Origin of the sequence: Acidovorax radicis N35 (assembly GCF_000204195.1) — a bacterium.
GTDB classification, from domain to species: Bacteria; Pseudomonadota; Gammaproteobacteria; order Burkholderiales; family Burkholderiaceae_C; genus Acidovorax; species Acidovorax radicis.
Map to the genome: position 1 here is coordinate 545,071 of NZ_AFBG01000021.1, position 19,291 is coordinate 564,361.

Here is a 19,291-nt window from a genome sequence, read left to right on the forward strand (position 1 = left end):
CCGCGCAGACTCCGTTTCACACATTACCTCCGGCTTGTGCTGGGGACAGTCACCAGGATTTCAAAAACGCTACAAAAATAATAGCTTAAGGCGCTTGATGGACAAGCGTGGAAAGCCATTTCTATCAAAAAAATGGACCACAAGGGTCCATTTTTGGGTGGCGATTTCCTGTCGCCGCTGGGGTGCCGGCGGTATCTTATTTCTGGAACAGCACCAGCTGGGTCTCTGTCGCCACCATGCCGCCCCTTTCGGCGGTCATCGTCACTTCGTAGCGGGTGCCGGGCAGCGGTACCTGGGAGGTGAAGCTGAACGAGAAGTCACCATTGCCATCGGCCTGTACACGCTGCGACAGCAATTCCTGGTTCAGGCCAAACACGCCGACGAGGGTGCCTACCGCATTCACCTTCACATCCACCACCGCGCCAGGCACGGTGCGGCCGCGTATGACAACGGCGCCCCTGTCGACCGTGGCATTGTTGGCATGGCTGCTCACCTGCAGCTGCACGGTGGTCGGCGCGGCGTTCGCTTGCGAAGCGACGTTGAAGGTCCAGTTCTGGCGCATGCCGTTGCCCACCAGGTCCCGGGCGGTCACTTCCACCGGATACCGGCCGGTGGGCAGGTCCGCGCGGTAGGTGAAAAACTGCGGTGTGATCTGCGAGGTGGACGTGACATCGCGTCCCGCGATCACGATGCGAACGCTCTTGGGGTCCACACCCACACCACCGACGTCATCAAACGTCCCGGACACCGAGGTGGCCGCACTGCGCGGGACGGTCTCCCCGTCGCGCGGCGACACATGGCGAATCACCGGCGGTTTGGCATCGGCGATCAGGGGCTGGGTCAGGGTCGAGGAGACCGTGCGGTCACCGACACGCAAGGTGGCCACCGTGGGGCGCGACGGCGCCAGGTTGTCCATGCGGCGGATGGTGTACGCACCCTCATACACGCCCGGCGATACCTCGCGCATCGGCACGTTGTCGATGACACCGGGAATGTCGAAATCAGCCCTGCCTCCTGGGGCGCCGTTCAGCGTAAAGCGCAATTCGGCGCCGGGCTCCATCTTGTCGATGGGGGCAACCGAGAAACGGTCGATCTTCAGGCCAGGTGGCGGTGCCGCCACCACGTTCCGGCCACCAACGTCGGCCGGAAGCGAGTAGTTGCTGGTGATGGTGCGGTTGCGCACCTTCAGCGTGGCGCGCACGGCGCTGCCTTCATGGAGCCGGTCCTGGCGACGGACGGTGTAGCTGCCCGTGTACACGCCCCGTTCGGTTTCCTGCAGCACGATGGCCCGAGGCACACCGGCAACATGGAGTTGGACCCGGCCCCGCGGTGTGCCTTCTACCGTGAACTGCAGATCTGCGCCGGCCCGCAGACCGTCGTCTGTGACCACCTGCAGTGATCGCAATTCAGGGGCGGCGGGCTGCGCCATGACCGTACCCGGAACGACCATCAGGGCGGTGGCGGCGGGGAGCAGCAGGAAAAAGGCTGCCACCTGGTTGCGAATGTGTTTTGTCATGGTGTTCAAACCTTTGTAGGGAGATTGCCCACTGTGACGGCCACGGAAGATTTCGAACGTAGGCGGGCAGGACTAACGACCCAGGACAGGGCGCTGATCGACTGTCAGGCGCACGCCCGGTCTGGCCATTTCACGCGGCGGCCCCGCACCGCTGCGCGGCGTGCGCCGGCGGGGCGCAAGTGGGGCGCAGATGTGACGGGAAAGCGCTGGGGCCTGCTGTCCACGTCCACCGTGCGTCGGCATCCCTGTGGTTGCGCTCGCCCTAGTGCGCAGGCACTGGCTGCTGCTGCCCCAGAAACCGTCCCGGCGGCTGCCCCACTGACTTGCGCACCATGGCGCTGAAGGCGCTGGGGCTGTAGCCCAGTTCGGCGGCGATCTGGCCCATGGGCATGCGCCCGGCGGCCAGCGACACGGCCTTGGCCAGGATCACCTGCTGGCGCCACTGGGTGAAGGTGCTGCCCAGTTCCGAGCGGAACAGCCGCGCCACGGTGCGGGGGCTGGCGCCGGTGTCCCGCGCCCAGTCGGCCAGGGTTTCATGGCGCGTGGGGTCGGCCAGCACGGCTTCGCACAGATGGCGAAGGCGCTTGTCCTGGGGCAGGTCCACGCCCAGCTTCACGGCGGCGGCGCGGGCCAGTTCGTCGCGCACCAGGGCGCTCAGGTGCTGCTCGCGCAGCAGCTCGGCGGCTGTGGGGGCCGGGTCGCCGTCAGGAGTGGTGGGCATCTCGCGCACCAGCGAGCGCAGCAGGTCGGACACCTCCAGCACGCGGCACTGGCGCCAGGCGGCGGTTTCGTCATCGCTGCGCTGGCGGGGGTTGCCACTGCCCAGGGCGCCTGGCCCGCACTGGCCGCGTGGCTGGTGAAAGTACAGCGTGCGCAGGTCGGCATCCTCCACCATGGTCACGGCATGTTCCACGCCGGGCGGAATCCACAGCGCACGCGAGGGCGGCACGATGTAGGTGCCGTGGCTCACGGTGAGCCGGATCACGCCCGTGGTCGAGATCGCCACCTGCGCCCATGGGTGGCTGTGGGGCATCACCTGGGTGTCGGCGGCCAGCCAGCGCAGCTTGGCGCGCACCGGGCGGGCGGCGGTGGGCACAAACAGCTCGGGTGTGAGCGAACCGACGTACGACAGCCCGCGCCGGGCACGTGGCACGACCTGGGCGGCAAAGTGCTCCACCCCCGGTTCGGGGGGCGCGAAGGGCGCGGGAGGCGTGGCAGGCAGGTTTGGCATGTTTGCGATAGAACTTGGCCGACTATCGTAAACCTGCCGAAGCCTCCCTGCCTAAGATCAGGCCCATGACCCCTTCCTCCTCCGGCACCGCCACCAACCCTGTCCCGCTGCGGCAGGATGCCCGCACCATCGGCCTCATTGGCCTGGCCCATGGCAGCTCGCACTTTTTCCACATGCTGCTGCCGCCGCTGTTCCCGTGGCTGATCGGCGAGTTTGGCTTCAGCTACTCCGAGCTGGGCCTGCTGGTATCGGTGTTTTTTGTGATCTCGGGCGTGGGCCAGGCGCTGTCGGGCTTTTTGGTGGACCGCGTGGGTGCGCGGCCGGTGATGTTTTTTGCGCTGTCGAGTTTTGCGGCGGCAGGCCTGGCTGCGGGCACCGCGCAGGGCTACCCGGGGCTCTTGCTGGCAGCGGCCCTGGCGGGCTTGGGCAATGCGCCCTTCCACCCGGTGGACTTCACGATTTTGAACAAACGCGTATCGCCGCAGCGCCTGGGGCATGGCTTTTCGGTGCACGGCATCAGCGGCAATCTGGGCTGGGCCACGGCACCGGTGTTCATGGCGGGCATCGCCACGGCCACGGGGTCGTGGCGCACGGCCTGCCTGTGCGGCGCCCTGTTCGCCCTTGCGGTGCTGGCCATCATGGTCTGGAACCGCGATGCGCTGGATGACCGCCAGGGCGCCTGGGCGCACCAGGCCAAGGGCGGGGCCGGGGCGGCCAAGCCCGAGCACCCCATGGCCTTCCTCAAGCTGCCCTCGGTGTGGCTGTGTTTCTCGTTCTTCTTCTGGAGCACCTGCGCACTGAGCGCCATCCAGAGTTTTGCCAGCCCGGCGCTGCAGTCCATGTACGGGCTGCCGCTCAGCGTTACCGCCATGGTCGTCACCGGCTACATGCTGTGCGGCGCGGCGGGCATGCTGATCGGTGGCTTTCTGGTGGGGCGTGTGCAGCGGCTGGAGAAGATCATCTCGGTGTGCCTGCTGGGTTCGGCCGCGCTGCTGGTGGTGGTGGGTCTGGGCTTTTTGCCCGGCATGGCGGCGGTGGCCGTGGCGTCGGTGGCGGGTCTGGGCACGGGCCTGGCCGGCCCCTCGCGCGACATGCTGATCAAGCGCGCGGCGCCCCCTGGCGCCACGGGCCGGGTGTATGGCACCGTGTATTCGGGCCTGGACCTGGGCTTTTGCCTGGCCGCCCCGGCCTTTGGCGCCATGCTGGACCAGGGCATGACCTCGGGCATCTTCTACGGCTCGGCCTTCACGCTGGCGCTGAGTGTGGTGTCGGCGGCGCTGGTGGGGGTGGGCGTGGCAGCACGGGCCGCTCGGCCCCTGGCAACCGCTGCCTGAGCGGGAGAGGCGAAGCGGTCCCTCGTTGGTGGATCGTCGGTGGGGCATCGATCAATGGGCCCGGTGCGCCAGGGGTTCTGGGCGCGGGTCAGCGCATGGATGGGGCTTGTGTTGCAATCGCTGTCGACTGCGCTGGGGCCTTTGAATGGCCTGCAGTGTGCAGCCCCCCAACACCACTCTAAGGATCCCCCATGACCCACCCCATCTACAACGCCAGCATCCCTGTCTTCCGCCAGATGCTGGGTTCCCTGAAAGACGTGCTGGCCAAGACCGAGGCCCACGCCACGGCGCGCAAGATCGAGCCGGACGCTTTGCTGCAGGCGCGGCTGTTCCCCGACATGTTTCCGCTGGCCCGCCAGGTGCTGATTGCCTGCGACTTCGCCAAGGGCGTGGCCGCACGCCTGGCCGGGGTGGAGGTGCCGTCCTTCCCCGACGCCGAGCGCCCCGGTTTTGCCGACCTGAATGAACGCCTCGACGCCGTGCTGGCGTTTGTCGAAGGCCTGCCAGAGGCGGCGTTTGCCGATGCCGCCACGCGCCAGATCACCATCCAGCCCGGCACGCCGCGCGAGAAGCAATTTGTGGGCGAACACTACCTGCTGCACTACGGCCTGCCGCAGTTTTTCTTCCACGTGAACGCGACCTACGCCATTGCGCGCCACAACGGCGTGGAACTGGGCAAGCGCGACTACATGGGCAAATACTGATCCGTACGCCTGAAAGGCAGCCCGGGGTGACCTGGGCCTGCCTTGTCCCCGGGCCAACCGGCACCCACGCCACAGGCCAGGGCGCAGACGGTTCCTCAAGGGCCGCTACTGCGCGTAGTTCAGTGGCAGCGCGGTGGTGAACTTGATTTCTTCCATCGCAAAACTCGAACTCACGTCCGACAGCGCCACGGCCTGCGTGAGCCGCTTGTAGACCGCATCGTAGGCACGGATGTCGGGCACCACCACGCGCAGCAGGTAGTCCACGTCCCCGCTCATGCGGTAGAACTCGACGATCTCGGGAATCCCCATCACGGTATCCCGCAGGGTCTCGAACCATTGCTGGTGGTGCTGGCTGGTCTTGACCGCCACGAACACCGTCACACCCACATTCACCTTGCGCGGGTCCACCAGGGCGACGTGGCGGGTGATGTAGCCCTTCTCGCGCAGCCACTGAATGCGCCGCCAGCAGGGTGTGTTGGACAGGTGCACGGCCTCGGCCAGCTCGGCCAGCGGTGTCTCGGCATTTTGCTGCAGCATCGCCAGCAGTTGGCGGTCAATGGAATCCAGATTCTGTTTCACGGCAAATATGAAAAATCGTTTCTCATATTTGGCGCTAATCGGGGCATAAAAGCAAAATGATTCCGGGACCCGTGCCACATACTGAACAGGTGTTTCTGGCACGGAATCTGCGGTTCTATTGCCGCAGATCCTGGGTCCTGCATCCATCGTGGTGCAGGCAAGTCCGCCCACCGTGGCCCGCTGCCAGGGCCCGTTTTGTTCCTCCCGTTCTTCCAAGGATTTCATTCATGGCGCCTTCTGTCTTTCGACGCAACCCTTTTGCCACGGGCCTGAGCATTGCCGCACTGGCCGTGCTGGCCGCCTGTGGTGGCAATGACGGCCCCACGACCCCGGTGGCCACACCCGAACCCACCGAGCAGTACGTTCCGCCCGAGCCGCCCTCAGGCTACACCCCTAAAGCCATCAGCTACGCCAACAAAGACATGGTGGCTGCGGCCAACCCATTGGCGGTGAAGGCGGGCGTGGACATCCTGGCCAAGGGCGGCACCGCCACGGATGCCGCCATTGCGGTGCAGATGGTGCTGAACCTGGTGGAGCCGCAGTCGTCGGGCATAGGGGGCGGAGCCTTCATGCTGCATTACGACAAGGGCGCGAACAAGCTGCTGGCCTACGATGGCCGCGAGACCGCACCCAAGGCAGCTACGCCCAACCTGTTCATCGGTGCCGATGGCAAGCCGCTGGCGTTCCTGGCGGCGGTGGATGGTGGCCTGTCGGTCGGTACGCCGGGTGTGTTGCGCATGCTCGAAGCCGCCCACAAGGCGCACGGCAAGCTGCCATGGAAGGACCTGTTCGAGCCCGCGATCAAGCTCAGTGAAGAAGGTTTTGCGATTTCGCCGCGCATGAGTGTGTCGATCGCAGGCTCGGCCGCACGCATCAAGGCGCAAGGCGAGCCCGGCGCCAGCTACTTTCTTAACGCCGACGGCACGGCCAAGGCAGCAGGCACGCTGCTCAAGAACCCGGAGCTGGCAGCCACGCTCAAGGCCATTGCGGCTGGCGGCGCCAACGCGTTCTACCAGGGCGACATTGCCAAGGACATCGTGGCCAAGGTGGCCAGCCACCCCACCAACCCCGGCAAGCTGGCGCTCGATGACCTGAGCGGCTACACCCACAAGGTGCGCGAGCCCGTGTGTGGCGTGTACCGCGTGTTGTACCGCGTGTGTGGCATGCCCGCGCCCAGCTCGGGTGGCATTGCCGTGCTGCAGACACTGGGGTTGCTGCAGGGCTTTGACCTGGCGGCCATGAAGCCCAACACGCTCGATTCGGTGCACGTGGTGTCCGAGGCCTACCGCCTGGCCTATGCGGACCGCGCCCTGTACGTGGCCGACCCCGACTTTGTGAGCGTGCCCCAAGCGGGCCTGATCAACGCCGACTACATCAAGGAGCGTGCCAAGCTCATCAGCCTGCAAAAGAGCATCGGCGTGCCCGTGGCCGGCACGCCACCGGGGGTGAGCGGCGCCAAGGGGCAGGACAACTCGCTGGCCCTGCCATCGACCACGCACCTGTCCATCATCGACAGTGCAGGCAACGCGGTGTCCATGACGACCACCATCGAGAACGGCTTTGGCAGCCTGCAGATGGTGCGCGGCTTTTTGCTGAACAACCAGCTCACCGACTTCTCGTTCACGGCCACCGACGCGGCAGGCAACCCCATTGCCAACAGCGTGCAGCCCGGCAAGCGCCCCCGCAGTTCGATGGCGCCCACCATCGTCTTCAACGCCACCACGGGTGACCTCGAAGGCGTGGTCGGCTCGCCCGGCGGCAGCGCCATCATCCAGTACACCGCCAAGACCATCCTGGGCATGACGGACTGGGGCCTGAACGTGCAGCAGGCCATCAACCTGCCCAACTTCGGTGCGCAGACCAACGCCACCACGTCCATCGAAAAGGGCTCGGTCATCGACACTGCTGCCATCCGCGACGGACTGAAGGCCCGCGGCCACACCGTTGCGCAGACCGACACCTTCACCAGCGGCCTGCATGGTGCGGTGTTCAATGGCCTGCGGTCCAACGGCAATGCGGGCTTGCTGGCGCGCAACCCGGGTGCGGGCACCTACGCCGGGGGCGCCGACCCCCGCCGTGAGGGGATTGCGCAGGGCAATAACTGAAGTGTGCTGAGGTTGATCGGTTGCGGTCCGAGAGGGCCCGCACCGGTACAGGAAGAGGCTGCCGGGTGGACTACCGGGCAGCCTTTTTTTGTGGGGGCTCCGTGGCCACCGCCGGGTGTGCTTCGTCTGCCAGCGTGCGCAGCAGGGTGGTGAACGTGGCCGTGGGTCCCACGTTGTCGTCCGCACGGTAGACCAGGGTGAGCGGCACATCCAGCCGCCCGCCATCCACCAGCGGCCGGTAGGCAATGGCGTGGCGGTGCACGCCCAGCATGGACGACGGCACCACGGAAATGCCGGTGCCCGCAGCCACGAGGTTGAGGTTGGTCAGCATGCGCGCCACCTCTGCCACCACGCGGGGGCGCACGCCCTGCTCGGCACACAGCGCCAGCAGGTTGGCATACAGGCCCGGTGCGCCCGGGCGGCGCACCAGGATCAGGGGCTCGCCCTCCAGGTCGGCGATCTGAATGGGCAGCGGCTTGCCGCGCCGCTGGCGTTGTGCCAGCGGGTGGTCGATGGGCAGCGCCACCATGGCGGGCTCGTGCTGCAGCGTGTCGAACGCCAGGCCCGCAGGCCGCGCCACGGGCACGCGCAGCAGGCCACAGTGCAGGCGTCCATCGGCGACGGCCTCGGTGATCTCGGCCGCGTTGTTCTCGCCAATCTCCAGCACCAGGCCCGGGTGGCGCGCGCGGCACTCACGCAGCGCAAACGGCGTGAACTCATGGGCCGCGGCGGAACTGGTGAACGCAATCGCCAGCCGCCCGGTTTTGCCCTCGGCCAGCAACTGCATGCGGCTTTGCAGCGCATCGAAGTCGTGCACCAGGCGCGTGGCGTCAGCTTGTAGTGCGCGGCCCGCTTCGGTCAGTGTCACGCCCTTGGCATGGCGCTTGAACAAAGCCATGCCCACCGTGTTTTCAAGCAGCTTGATCTGCTGGCTCAGCGGTGGCTGGGCCATGCCCAGTTGCTCGGCGGCGCGCGTCATGTGCCCGGCGTCTGCAACAGCGAGAAAGTAGCGGAGCTGGCGGATGTCCATGTCAGCGGTGCGATGGTGTAGGTAGTGATCTCATACGTAAATCGTATCGAAGATGGTGAATGGACCTATTTGACGTATCGGAACTCCGTTTCTACGATGCGCTGCAGCTACCCACCAGAACCATCATTCAACGGAGACTTTCCCCATGGCTGCTTTTCCGCCGCTTCGCGCCTGGCCCCGCTGGACCGGGGCCGCGCCGGCCGCCCTGGCGGCTGCTGTTTTGGCTGCCTGCGCGCCGGTTGCCACCCAACCCCAGACGGTGGCAGAGGCCGCACCCGCCGCCACGCCCTGCCCCAAGGACTTGACGCCCATCGCCCGCTGCCTGTCGGGCAAGGATTCCGCAGGGGCGTATTACCTGATTGCCATGCCGCAGCAGTGGAACGGCCACCTGGTGCTGCACGCCCACGGCGGCCCGGCGCTGGGCGCGCCCAGGATGGAGCGCGCGGTGGAGGACCTGGAGCGCTGGTCCATCATGGTCCGCGCGGGCTATGCCTGGGCGGGCAGCACCTTCCGCCAGGGCGGCGTGGAGGTGCGCGCGGCGGCCGAAGACACCGAGCGATTGCGGCAGATTTTTGTGCAGCAGGTGGCCCAGCCGCAGCGCACCATCCTGCATGGCCAGTCCTGGGGCGCCAGCGTGGCGGCCAAGGGGGCCGAGATGTTCCAGGTCACGGCGACTAGTGGCAAACGCCCTTACGACGCTGTGCTGCTCACCAGCGGCGTGGTGGCAGGCGGCACGCGTTCGTACGATTTCCGCACCGATCTGCGCGTGGTCTACCAATACCTGTGCAACAACCACCCCCGGCCCACCGAGGCGGCGTACCCGCTCAACATCGGCCTGCCGCGCGATGCGGCCATGACGCAGGCGGATCTGGCGGCGCGCGTGAACGAATGCCTGGCGCTGAACAAATCCGCTGCAGAGCGCACGCCCGAGCAGCAGCGCAAACTCAAGACCCTTGTCGACGTGATCCGCATCCCCGCCAGCTCCATCCAGGGCCACATGAACTGGGCCACGTTCCACTACCGCGATGTGGTGCAGCACCGCGCCGGGGGTGCGAGCCCGTTTGGCAACCAGGGCGTGCAGTACAAGGGCTCACCCGACGATGCGGCCTTGAATGCCGCCGTGCTGCGCTACCGCGCGGACCCCGCCGCCGTGGCGCGGTTTGCGCAGGACACGGACCTCAGTGGTCGCATCCCCGTGCCGGTGCTCACCGTGAAAGGTGTAGACGACCCCACGGCCTTTGTCGAGCTGGACACGGCTTTCAAGGCCACCATGGAGCAAGGCGGCAGTGCGGCGCGCCTGGTGCAGACCTTCACCCAGCACCATACCCACAGCTACCTGAGCGACCCCACCTACCCGACGCTGATGACCGCCTTGCTGCGCTGGGTGGACGGAGGTGTGAAGCCCACGCCCGAGGGCATCGCAGCGCAGTGCCCGGCCTTCGAGGCGCATTTCGGCAAGGGGTGTGCGTTCCTTCCCCGCTATGTGCCTGCGGCGCTGAGCACCCGCGTGGCCGACCGCGAACGGCCCTGATGTTCGGGCAGGGGTAGCGCCGCTCTTCCCCATCATTTGTGACCTGAAATGTGGCTCCCTCCAGGGGCTGCTTTTTTCCATACTGGTGCGGTCCGGCAATAAAAAAGGCCCCGACATGCGGGGCCTTTTTTGGGGAGCGGGCTGTTTGTCGTTTAAGCAGCCACGGTCTTCAACGCTGCATTCAGCGTCTTGCTGGGGCGCATCACGGCGTCCAGCTTGGCGGTGTCGGGCAGGTAGTAGCCACCGATGTCGGCGGGTGCGCCCTGCACCGCAGCCAGCTCGGCCACGATGGTCTGTTCGTCAGCGGCCAGTTGTTTGGCCAGCGGCGCGAACAGCTTGGCCAGGTCGGCATCGTCGGTCTGCGCGGCCAGTTCCTGCGCCCAGTACAGGGCCAGGTAGAACTGGCTGCCGCGGTTGTCCAGCTGGCCGGTCTTGGGCGAAGGATTCTTGTTGTTGTCCAGGAGCTTGCCCGTGGCGGCGTCCAGCGTCTTGGCCAGCACCTTGGCCTTGGCGTTGCCGGTCTTCAGGCCCAGGTCTTCCAGCGACACGGCCAGCGCCAGGAACTCGCCCAGCGAATCCCAGCGCAGGTGGTTTTCTTCCACCAGCTGCTGCACATGCTTGGGGGCCGAGCCACCCGCGCCGGTTTCGTACATGCCGCCACCGGCCATCAGGGGCACGATGGACAGCATCTTGGCCGAGGTGCCCAGTTCCATGATGGGGAACAGGTCGGTCAGGTAGTCGCGCAGGATGTTGCCGGTGGCGCTGATGGTGTCCTGGCCACGGATCACGCGCTCCAGCGTGTAGCGCATCGCACGCACCTGGCTCATGATCTGGATGTCCAGGCCCGCCGTGTTGTGCTCGTGCAGGTACATCTTGACCTTGGTGATCAGCTGCGCTTCGTGCGGGCGGTACGAGTCGAGCCAGAACACCACGGGCATGCCGGAGTTGCGCGCGCGGTTCACAGCCAGCTTGACCCAGTCGCGGATCGCGGCGTCCTTGACCTGGCACATGCGCCAGATGTCGCCGGCTTCCACGTTCTGGGAGAGCAGCACTTCGCCAGTGGCCAGATCGGTGATGTTGGCCACGCCGTCTTCGGTGATCTCAAACGTCTTGTCGTGCGAGCCGTACTCTTCGGCCTGCTGGGCCATCAGGCCCACGTTGGGCACTGTGCCCATGGTCTTGGGGTCGAACGCGCCGTGCCATTTGCAGAAGTTGATGATCTCCTGGTAGATGCGGGCAAAGGTCGATTCGGGCATCACGGCCTTCACGTCCTTCAGGCGGCCGTCGGCGCCCCACATCTTGCCGCCGTTGCGGATCATCGCGGGCATGGAGGCGTCCACGATGATGTCGTTGGGCGAGTGGAAATTGGTAATGCCCTTGGCCGAATCGACCATGGCCAGCTCGGGGCGGCCTTCGTGGCAGGCGTGCAGGTCCTTCAGGACTTCTTCGCGCTGGGCCGTGGGCAGCGTGGCGACCTTTTCGTACAGGTTGGCCATGCCGTTGTTCACGTTCACGCCCAGCTCTTCGAACAGCTTGCCGTGCTTGGCGAACGCGTCCTTGTAGAAGATCTTCACGCAGTGGCCGAACACGATGGGGTGGGACACCTTCATCATCGTGGCCTTCACGTGCAGCGAGAACATCACGCCGGTCTTGCGCGCGTCTTCGATTTCCTTCTCGTAGAACTCGACGAGCGCCTTCTTGCTCATGAACATGCTGTCGATGATTTCGCGGTCCAGCAGCGACACCTTTTGCTTGAGCACCACGGTCTTGCCGCTCTTGGTGATCAGCTCCATCTTCACGTCGCGGGCGCGGTCCAGCGTCATGGACTTTTCGCCATGGTAGAAGTCGCCAGCGTGCATGTGTGACACGTGCGAGCGCGATGCCTGGCTCCAGTCGGCCATGCTGTGTGGGTTCTTGCGCGCGTATTCCTTCACGGCCTTGGGGGCGCGGCGGTCGGAGTTGCCTTCGCGCAGCACGGGGTTCACGGCCGAGCCGATGCAGCGGGCATAACGCGCGCGGATTGCTTTTTCTTCTTCGGTCTTGGGATCTTCAGGGTAGTCAGGGATCGCATAGCCCTTGCCCTGCAGTTCCTTGATGCAGGCCTGCAATTGGCCGACCGAGGCGCTGATGTTAGGCAGCTTGATGATGTTGGCATCGGCCTGCAAGGTCTTCTTGCCCAGCTCTGCCAGGGTGTTGGGCACCTTCTGTTCGGCGGTCAGCGATTCGGGGAACTCGCCCAGCACGCGTGCGGCCACGGAGATGTCGCTCTCGGTCACGTTGATGCCCGCGGGCGCCGCAAAGGTGCGGATGATGGGCAGGAAGGAAGCCGTGGCCAGACGGGGGGCTTCGTCGGTCAGGGTGTAGATGATGGTCGGTTGCTGGGTCGTCATGGCTTGTCTCACGAAACAGAGTGTGTAAATGCCCTCGGCTGCGTTGCAGCGGGGCCAAACGCGGATGCTCTCTGATTCTCCTTGCTCGGGGCTGTCTGTGCCCGCTGTTTTTGCAATCGAATCTCACAATGCAAAATTATCATAAGCCTGTGGCACTTTTTTTCACCAAAAAGGTGGTAATCACCCTTCTGCCACGAGCGGTTTGGGTGGGTGGGCACAGCCGTATAGTCACTCCGCGCGGGCTATGAAAAGCCTGCTGGGACCGCCACCACGCGGCCCGGCGTGACTGCAAACCGGACCCAGCTGCCAGGAAGTGCAGTGGGTGATGTGCCGGTAAACGCCCCAAAGGCGGGCAGGATCAGCTGCCCCTCTCCCCAGCCAAAACAAGGCGCCCGCAGGGAATCGCGCCCGGGGCCGTTCAGTCGCAGAGTGGGGTGCAGATGGCCTGCCAGCACGGTGTGGCCGACGACAGCGTGCGGGTGGTGGCAGGCCAGCAAAGGTGTGTCGGCATGGGGCAACCAGGGCTCGTTCACGATGGCCAGGGCCAACGGTGTAGGTGGGTCGCCCGCGTGCAGGTCGTGGTTGCCGCGCACCAGGGTCATTTGCAACTGCGCATGGCGCTCGCGCCACGGCAGCAACTGCTGCCACAGGGCATCGGCCGCACCGCTGCGGGCATGCAAAAAGTCGCCCAGAAAGACCAGGTGCTCCGCGCCCGTCACGGCCAGCACCGCGTCGAGCCTTGCCAGGTTGTCGGCCGTGGTGCCGTGTGGCACCGGCTGGCCCGCGCGGCGGAAGGTGGCCGCCTTGCCGAAGTGCACGTCGGCCACGAAGGCCATGCGCGCAGCGGGCCACCAGACGGCGCGCTGTGGCAGCAGCCACAGGACGGTGCCACAGGGCGGGGTGATGGCATGGGCGCCGGCAGGTGGGGATGCAAGCGAAGGGGTGGTGGTGTCGGTGTCTGCGGTCACGGGCAAGGTCGGTCATCGTCTTCGTCGTCGTGCTCAGAATCCGTGGCGTCCCCGGGGCCGGCGCGGCGCGGCACCGGCATCGCCGCGGCGTGCGCGCCGGGGGGATGCGGTGGCGCCGTCGGGGACGTCCCAGGCCATGTCGGCCGGGGCCACGGGATTATCGGCGTGGTGGGTGCCGGTGGTGTCGTCGGCCGCCTTCTCCAGCGCCTGCACCATGCGCGCCAGGCGGTCGGCCAGGGTCTCGGTGCTCAGGCGTTCGCGAAAGCGCTCCACCATCAGCGGCAGGGCGAACGGGGTGGGGCGTTCCAGCGCATGGATGGACAGGGCCTGTGCCTGCATGCCGCGCAGCGTGCGGGCCAGTCGCTCCATGTCGAGCTCGTTGGCCAGCAGCTCGGCGCGGGCCTGGGCCAGCAGCAGGTTGTCGGGGTCGTACTGCGCGAACACGTCGTAGTACAGCGACGACGAGGCCTGCAGCTGGCGGCTGCTGCGCTGCTCGCCCGGGTGGCTCTGGAAGATGAGGCCCGCGATGCGCGCGATCTCGCGAAAGCGCCGGCGCGCCATCTCGGTCGCGTTCAGGCTGGCGAGCACTTCGTCTTCGAGCCCGCTGCCGATGGTGGTGTGCGTGCCTTCGCCGATCAGGCGCGGCAGCAGCGCGGCCCAGTCCACGGGCTTGGCGGACAGCAGCTCCAGCCCATAGTCGTTGACGGCGATGGAGAAGGTGTTGGGCACCTGCTCCGATGCGCGCCACGCCAGCAGCCCCGCCAGGCCCAGGTGCACCAGGCGGCCCGCCAGCGGGTACAGGTACAGGTGCCAGCCTTCGCGCGTGTGCAGCGTCTCGGCCACCAGGCGGCTGGGCGTGGGCAGGGCCGACCAGGCGTGCTGCAGCGCGAGCAGCGGCTGGGCGCACTGCATCTCGGGCGATGCATAGACGCCGCGCTCGGCCTGCTCCAGCATCTCCAGCATGGCGTCGGCCAGTGTGTTCGACAGCGGCATGCGACCGCCGTTCCAGCGCGGCAGCGCGGCGCTGCCTTTGGGGGCAATGCGCACGTAGGCCGTCATCTGCTGGGTGCGCACCAGCTCCAGCAGACGGCCCGCGAACATGAACACGTCGCCCTTGCGCAGCCGGGCGATGAAGCTCTCTTCCACCGAACCCAGGCGCCCGCCACTCACGAACTGAACCTGCATGCTGGCGTCGCTCACGATGGTGCCGATGTTGCTGCGGTGCCGGCGCGCCAGCCGCGCATCGGGCACGCGCCACACGCCCTCCTCGTCGGGCGCGGCGCGCTGGAAGTCGGGGTAGATGGCCAGCGAGGCCCCGCCCTGGCGCACGAACTGCAGTGCCCACTGCCAGTCGTTGTCGGCCAGCTGCGCGTAGGCCGGGGCGCGACGCACCTCGGCCAGCAGCGCATCGGGCTCGAAGCCGCCGCCCAGGGCGATGGTGACCAGGTGCTGCACCAGCACATCGAGCGGCGCGCGCGGCGTGTGCCGGTCTTCGATGCGGCCTTGGGCCAGCGCGTGGCGTGCGGCGGCGGCCTCCACCAGCTCCAGGCTGTGTGTGGGCACCAGCGTGATGCTCGACGTGCGCCCGGGCGCGTGGCCCGAGCGGCCCGCACGCTGCACCAGCCGCCCCACGCCCTTGGCCGAGCCGATCTGCAGCACCTGCTCCACCGGCAAAAAATCCACGCCCAGGTCCAGGCTCGACGTGCAGACCACCGCCTTGAGCAGACCGGCTTTCAGCCCGTTCTCCACCCAGGCCCGCACGTCCTGGCTCAGCGACCCGTGGTGCAGCGCAAGGGTGCCGGCCCAGTCAGGCCGCGCCTCCAGCAGGGCCTGGTACCAGCGCTCGGCCTGCGAACGGGTGTTGGTGAACAAAAGTGTCGCCCCACCCCTCGTATGCCGGCTGCCGCTTGCCATCGACCCACCTCGCGGCGTTGCAGTCCTTGCCAATACTTCCGGTATTGGCAGCGGACTGCGCCTTGCGCCGTGGGCCGATGGCGGCGCGCCATCTTCGGCATCCGAAGGGTGGTGCAACACTTGTGACGACGCACACGACTCGATGGACTCCACCACCTGCGGCAGCAGCGCCAGGCCCATGTGGCCGGCCCAGGCAAAGCGGTCCACCTTGGCCGGCAGCATCACCTGCACTTGGAGCGCCTTGTCAACGCGGCCCTGCACCAGCACGGCCGGTGGTGCCGCGGGGGCGCCCGGGGCAGCGCGGGGCAGCAGCGTGTCCAGCGCCTCCTGCAGGTTGCCCAGCGTGGCCGACATGCCCCACACCTGCAGCGCCGGGTTCCAGCCCGACAGGCGCGCCAGCGCCAGCTGTGCCTGCACGCCGCGCTTGTTGCCCACCAGCTCGTGCCACTCGTCCACCACCACCAGGCGCACGTGGCGCAGGCGCTCGTGCGCATCGGCCCGCGCCAGCAGCAGCGACACGCTTTCGGGCGTGGTCACCAGCAGAGTGGGCAGGCGGCGGTCCTGCGCGGCGCGCTCACCGCTGGCGGTGTCGCCGGTGCGCAGGCCGCTGGTCCAGTCCGGCGCCAGGTCGGGCAGGGGCGCCACCAACGCGCGCAGCGTGTCGGCGGCCAGGGCGCGCATGGGGGTGATCCACAGCACGGTGAGCGGCGGTGCTGCAGCACGGCGTGTGCGCAGGGCCGTGCGCGCACTGGCCTGTGCAGCCGGTGCCACGGGCTCGCCTGCCAGCGCCAGGTGCTGCAGCGCGCCCAGCCACACGGCATAGGTCTTGCCCGCGCCGGTAGTGGCATGCAACAGGCCCGAGCGCCCCTCGCCCATCGCGCGCCACACCTCCTGCTGAAAGCCGAAGGGCTGCCAGCCGCGCGCGGCCATCCAGCCGGCAGCCGCGCTGGCGGCCACCGTGGGCAGCGGCTTGCGCGGGCGGCGCGCCGTGGTCATACTGCGGCGTCCTGCCCCGGCAGAAGCGCCACCAGGGTCTGCAGGGTATCGGCCTCGGCCACGGTCTTGTCCTGGCGCCAGCGCAGCATGCGCGGAAAGCGCACGGCGATGCCGCTCTTGTGCCGCGGGCTCCTGCCGATGCCCTCGAAGCCGAGCTCGAAGACCATGGTCGCATCCACGCTGCGCACGGGCCCGAAGCTCTCGCGCGTGGTCTTGCGGATGATGGCGTCCACCTGGCCGATCTCCACGTCCGTTAGGCCCGAATAGGCCTTGGCGAACGGCACGAGCTGCCGGTCGGGGTCATCGGGCGGCCCGTTCCACACGGCAAAGGTGTAGTCGCTGTACAGGCTGGCGCGGCGGCCATGGCCGCGCTGGGCGTAGATCAGCACGGCGTCTACGCTCATCGGGTCGATCTTCCACTTCCACCACACGCCCACGTCCTTGGTGCGGCCCACGCCGTAGTGCGCCTGGCGGTGCTTGAGCATGAAGCCCTCGGTGCCCATGCCGCGCGCGGCTTCGCGCTGGCGTGCCAGGTCCGGCCAGTCGGCGCCGTGCAGCAGCGTGCTCAGGCGCAGGCCCGGTTGCGCAGCGGGAGCGATCGCAGCCGGGTCGGGCAGCAGCGTGGCCTCCAGCAGAGCGCGGCGTGCCTCTTGGGGCTGCTGGCGCAGGTCCTGCCCCGCATGTTCGAGCAGGTCGTAGGCCACCAGCACCACGGGCAGTTCGCGCAGCAACTTGGGGCCCAGGGTCTTGCGGCCCAGGCGCTTTTGCAGGTCGGCGAAGGGGCGGGGCTGGGGCTCATCGGGCAGCCACACCAGGATCTCGCCATCGACCACCGAGCCATCGGGCAGCTGCGCCATCGCAGCCTCGGCCAGCTCGGGGAAGCGGTCGGTCACCAGTTCTTCGCCACGCGACCACACCCACACCGCGCCGCCGCGCCGCACGATCTGCGCGCGGATGCCGTCCCACTTCCACTCCACCAGCCAGTCGCCGGGCGCGCCGAGCAGCGCGGGCATCTCGGGCACGGGCTGGCTGAACGGGTGGGCCAGGAAGAAGGGGTAGGGCTGGCCTGCCATGCCGCTGTCGCCCGTGCCGGGCGTGCTGCCATCGGCGGCCTCGTCCACCGGCGCCACCAGGGCGGCGTAGTCGTCCGCAGCGGGCTGTCGGCCGATCTGTGTGTAGCCCATCAGCCGGTGGGCGATGCGCTTGGGGTCCAGGGCGCTCACCGTGGCCAACGCCTGCGTGACCTGCAGGCGCGACACCCCCACGCGGAAGTTGCCGGTGATGAGCTTGAAGTACACGAACCGCTGCTCGGGCGCCAGCAGGTCCCACTGCGCGCGCAGGCGGGCGTCGGCCTCGTCGGGGGGCAGGGTGCGCAGGGGCAGCAGTTGGGCCATCCACTCGGCCAGTGGCACGTCCACCGGCTGGGCGGGCGGGGGCAGCAGCAGGGCCAGCGTTTCGGCCAGGTCGCCCACGGCCTGGTAGCTTTCTTCGAACAACCATTCGGGCAGTCCGGCAGCCTCCTGCGCCAGGGCCTTCAGTCGCTTGGTGGGCACCATCTGGCGCGGTTTGCCCCCGGCCAGGAAATAGGTGGCCCAGGCCGCATCGGCCGGCGGCGCCACGCGCAGGTAGGCCACCAGTGCCGCCAGCTTGGCCGACTGCCCGGTGGTGGCGTCGAGTGCCTGGAACAGCGCCGCAAAGGCCTTCATGCAGCGGCCTCGGGCGCTGGTGCATCGGCCTGCGCAGGCGGCGCAGCACCCGCATCGTCCTCGTTGTCGTCGGCGCCATACTCGGTCACGAACACCTGGGCATCCAGCCCCTGCTCGCACAGCCAGCGCACCATCACCTCGGTGCTGCCGTGGGTCACGATGACGCGCTCGGCCCCGGTGGCGCCGATGGCCTTCTGCAGGCTGGGCCAGTCCGCGTGGTCGCTCATCACGAAGCCCCGGTCCACGCCGCGGCGCCGGCGCGCGCCGCGCACCAGCATCCAGCCGCTGGCAAAGGCGTCGGAATGCTCGCCAAAGCGCTTGAGCCAGGGCGTGCCCGCGGCCGAAGGCGGTGCCAGCACCAGCGCGCGGCGCAATTCGGCCCTGGTGACGCCCGGGTCCGTCACGCGCAGGGTGGGCGGCAGCGCCACGCCCGCCGCGCGGTACACGGCGTTGAGCGGGTCCACCGCGCCATGCACGACGATGGGACCGATGTCCGGGTCCACCCCGTGCAGCAGCCGCTGCGCCTTGCCGAAGGCGTACGCGTAGAGGATGCTGGCCTTGCCCGCCGCCGCATTGGCCGCCCACCAGGCATTGATGTCGGCGAATAGCGCGGGCTGCGACGGCCAGCGGTAGATGGGCAGGCCGAAGGTCGACTCTGTGATGAAGGTGTGGCAGCGCACCGGCTCGAAGGGCGGGCAGGTGCCATCGTCTTCGAGCTTGTAGTCGCCCGAGGCCACCCACACCTGGCCGCGATGCTCGATGCGCACCTGCGCCGAGCCCAGCACGTGCCCCGCGGGGTGCAGCGACACGCGCACGCCCTGCTGGTCGATGACATCGCCATAGCCCAGCGTCTGCAGGTCGATGTCCGCACCCAGTCGGTTGCGCAGCGTGCCCTCGCTGTCCGTGTGCGCCAGATAGTGGGCCGAGCCCATGCGCGCATGGTCCGAATGTGCATGTGTGATCACGGCCCGACTGACCGGCCGCCAGGGGTCGATGTAGAAGTCGCCGGGTGGGCAGTACAGGCCTTCAGGGCGGTGGACGATGAGGTCGCTGCGGGGCATGGTCAGGGCATCGTAGGCGGCAGTTCAAAGCCGGGGAGTGGACTGGGGATTGCGGGAGGGAGTTTTGTCACTAAAATTTGAATAAAAACTGCCGCTAGCGCTTATCTATAAAGCGCTAGCAGCTATGAATATGTGAGTAACCGCTGATCGCCGACACTACAGAGCGGCGGCACCTCGTTTCAACCCCATCATCCTGCGCGCGCCCTTCCTGTCTGCAGGCCAACAC

At 67.6% G+C, this 19,291-nt stretch carries 13 protein-coding genes; 4 read left to right on the top strand and 9 right to left on the bottom strand.

Annotated features, from left to right (window positions below; genetic code table 11):
• Window positions 1-196: 196 nt before the first annotated feature.
• Complete coding sequence (locus ARADN35_RS0119480) at window positions 197-1,516, bottom strand: hypothetical protein (RefSeq protein WP_010465132.1); 1,320 nt, start codon at window positions 1,514-1,516, stop codon at window positions 197-199.
• A gap of 262 nt (window positions 1,517-1,778) precedes the next feature.
• A complete protein-coding gene (locus tag ARADN35_RS0119485; RefSeq protein WP_010465134.1) occupies window positions 1,779-2,747 on the bottom strand; it encodes an AraC family transcriptional regulator in 969 nt (322 codons plus the stop codon).
• A 65-nt stretch (window positions 2,748-2,812) separates the two neighbouring features.
• Here ARADN35_RS0119485 and ARADN35_RS0119490 point away from each other — a divergent pair, with 65 nt between their 5' ends.
• Both ARADN35_RS0119490 and ARADN35_RS0119495 read left to right on the top strand, forming a co-directional pair.
• Complete coding sequence (locus ARADN35_RS0119490) at window positions 2,813-4,081, top strand: MFS transporter (protein WP_010465136.1); 1,269 nt, start codon at window positions 2,813-2,815, stop codon at window positions 4,079-4,081.
• A 191-nt stretch (window positions 4,082-4,272) separates the two neighbouring features.
• The gene (locus ARADN35_RS0119495; RefSeq protein WP_010465138.1) at window positions 4,273-4,785 is read left to right on the top strand and encodes a DUF1993 domain-containing protein; all 513 of its coding nucleotides are present in this window, start codon (window positions 4,273-4,275) and stop codon (window positions 4,783-4,785) included.
• A 105-nt stretch (window positions 4,786-4,890) separates the two neighbouring features.
• On the opposite strand, the gene ARADN35_RS0119500 is transcribed toward ARADN35_RS0119495, so the two are convergent.
• Window positions 4,891-5,352, bottom strand: coding sequence for an Lrp/AsnC family transcriptional regulator (locus tag ARADN35_RS0119500; RefSeq protein WP_029414206.1), 462 nt, complete (start codon window positions 5,350-5,352; stop codon window positions 4,891-4,893).
• A 239-nt stretch (window positions 5,353-5,591) separates the two neighbouring features.
• Here ARADN35_RS0119500 and ggt point away from each other — a divergent pair, with 239 nt between their 5' ends.
• The gene (gene ggt, locus ARADN35_RS0119505; RefSeq protein WP_010465142.1) at window positions 5,592-7,469 is read left to right on the top strand and encodes a gamma-glutamyltransferase; all 1,878 of its coding nucleotides are present in this window, start codon (window positions 5,592-5,594) and stop codon (window positions 7,467-7,469) included.
• Window positions 7,470-7,539: 70 nt separating this feature from the next.
• Here the strand turns inward: ggt and ARADN35_RS0119510 are convergent, their stop codons facing one another.
• A complete protein-coding gene (locus tag ARADN35_RS0119510) occupies window positions 7,540-8,499 on the bottom strand; it encodes a LysR family transcriptional regulator (protein WP_010465144.1) in 960 nt (319 codons plus the stop codon).
• A 145-nt stretch (window positions 8,500-8,644) separates the two neighbouring features.
• Here ARADN35_RS0119510 and ARADN35_RS0119515 point away from each other — a divergent pair, with 145 nt between their 5' ends.
• Complete coding sequence (locus ARADN35_RS0119515) at window positions 8,645-10,030, top strand: hypothetical protein (protein ID WP_010465146.1); 1,386 nt, start codon at window positions 8,645-8,647, stop codon at window positions 10,028-10,030.
• A 152-nt stretch (window positions 10,031-10,182) separates the two neighbouring features.
• Here the strand turns inward: ARADN35_RS0119515 and ARADN35_RS0119520 are convergent, their stop codons facing one another.
• The 5 genes from ARADN35_RS0119520 to ARADN35_RS0119540 form a co-directional block, all read right to left on the bottom strand.
• Complete coding sequence (locus ARADN35_RS0119520; protein WP_010465148.1) at window positions 10,183-12,420, bottom strand: NADP-dependent isocitrate dehydrogenase; 2,238 nt, start codon at window positions 12,418-12,420, stop codon at window positions 10,183-10,185.
• 242 nt (window positions 12,421-12,662) lie between these two features.
• Complete coding sequence (gene pdeM / locus ARADN35_RS0119525) at window positions 12,663-13,394, bottom strand: ligase-associated DNA damage response endonuclease PdeM (RefSeq protein WP_010465149.1); 732 nt, start codon at window positions 13,392-13,394, stop codon at window positions 12,663-12,665.
• A 27-nt stretch (window positions 13,395-13,421) separates the two neighbouring features.
• Complete coding sequence (locus ARADN35_RS28575; protein WP_010465152.1) at window positions 13,422-16,298, bottom strand: DEAD/DEAH box helicase; 2,877 nt, start codon at window positions 16,296-16,298, stop codon at window positions 13,422-13,424.
• Window positions 16,295-18,004, bottom strand: a complete 1,710-nt coding sequence (locus ARADN35_RS0119535) for an ATP-dependent DNA ligase (protein ID WP_010465154.1) — start codon at window positions 18,002-18,004, stop codon at window positions 16,295-16,297. The genes ARADN35_RS28575 and ARADN35_RS0119535 overlap by 4 nt, the downstream gene beginning before the upstream one ends.
• Window positions 18,001-19,065 carry a ligase-associated DNA damage response exonuclease gene (locus ARADN35_RS0119540; protein WP_010465156.1) on the bottom strand — a complete coding sequence of 355 codons (1,065 nt, stop codon included), beginning with the start codon at window positions 19,063-19,065 and terminating at the stop codon, window positions 18,001-18,003. Before ARADN35_RS0119540 ends, ARADN35_RS0119535 begins: the two co-directional genes overlap by 4 nt.
• Window positions 19,066-19,291: the final 226 nt, after the last annotated feature.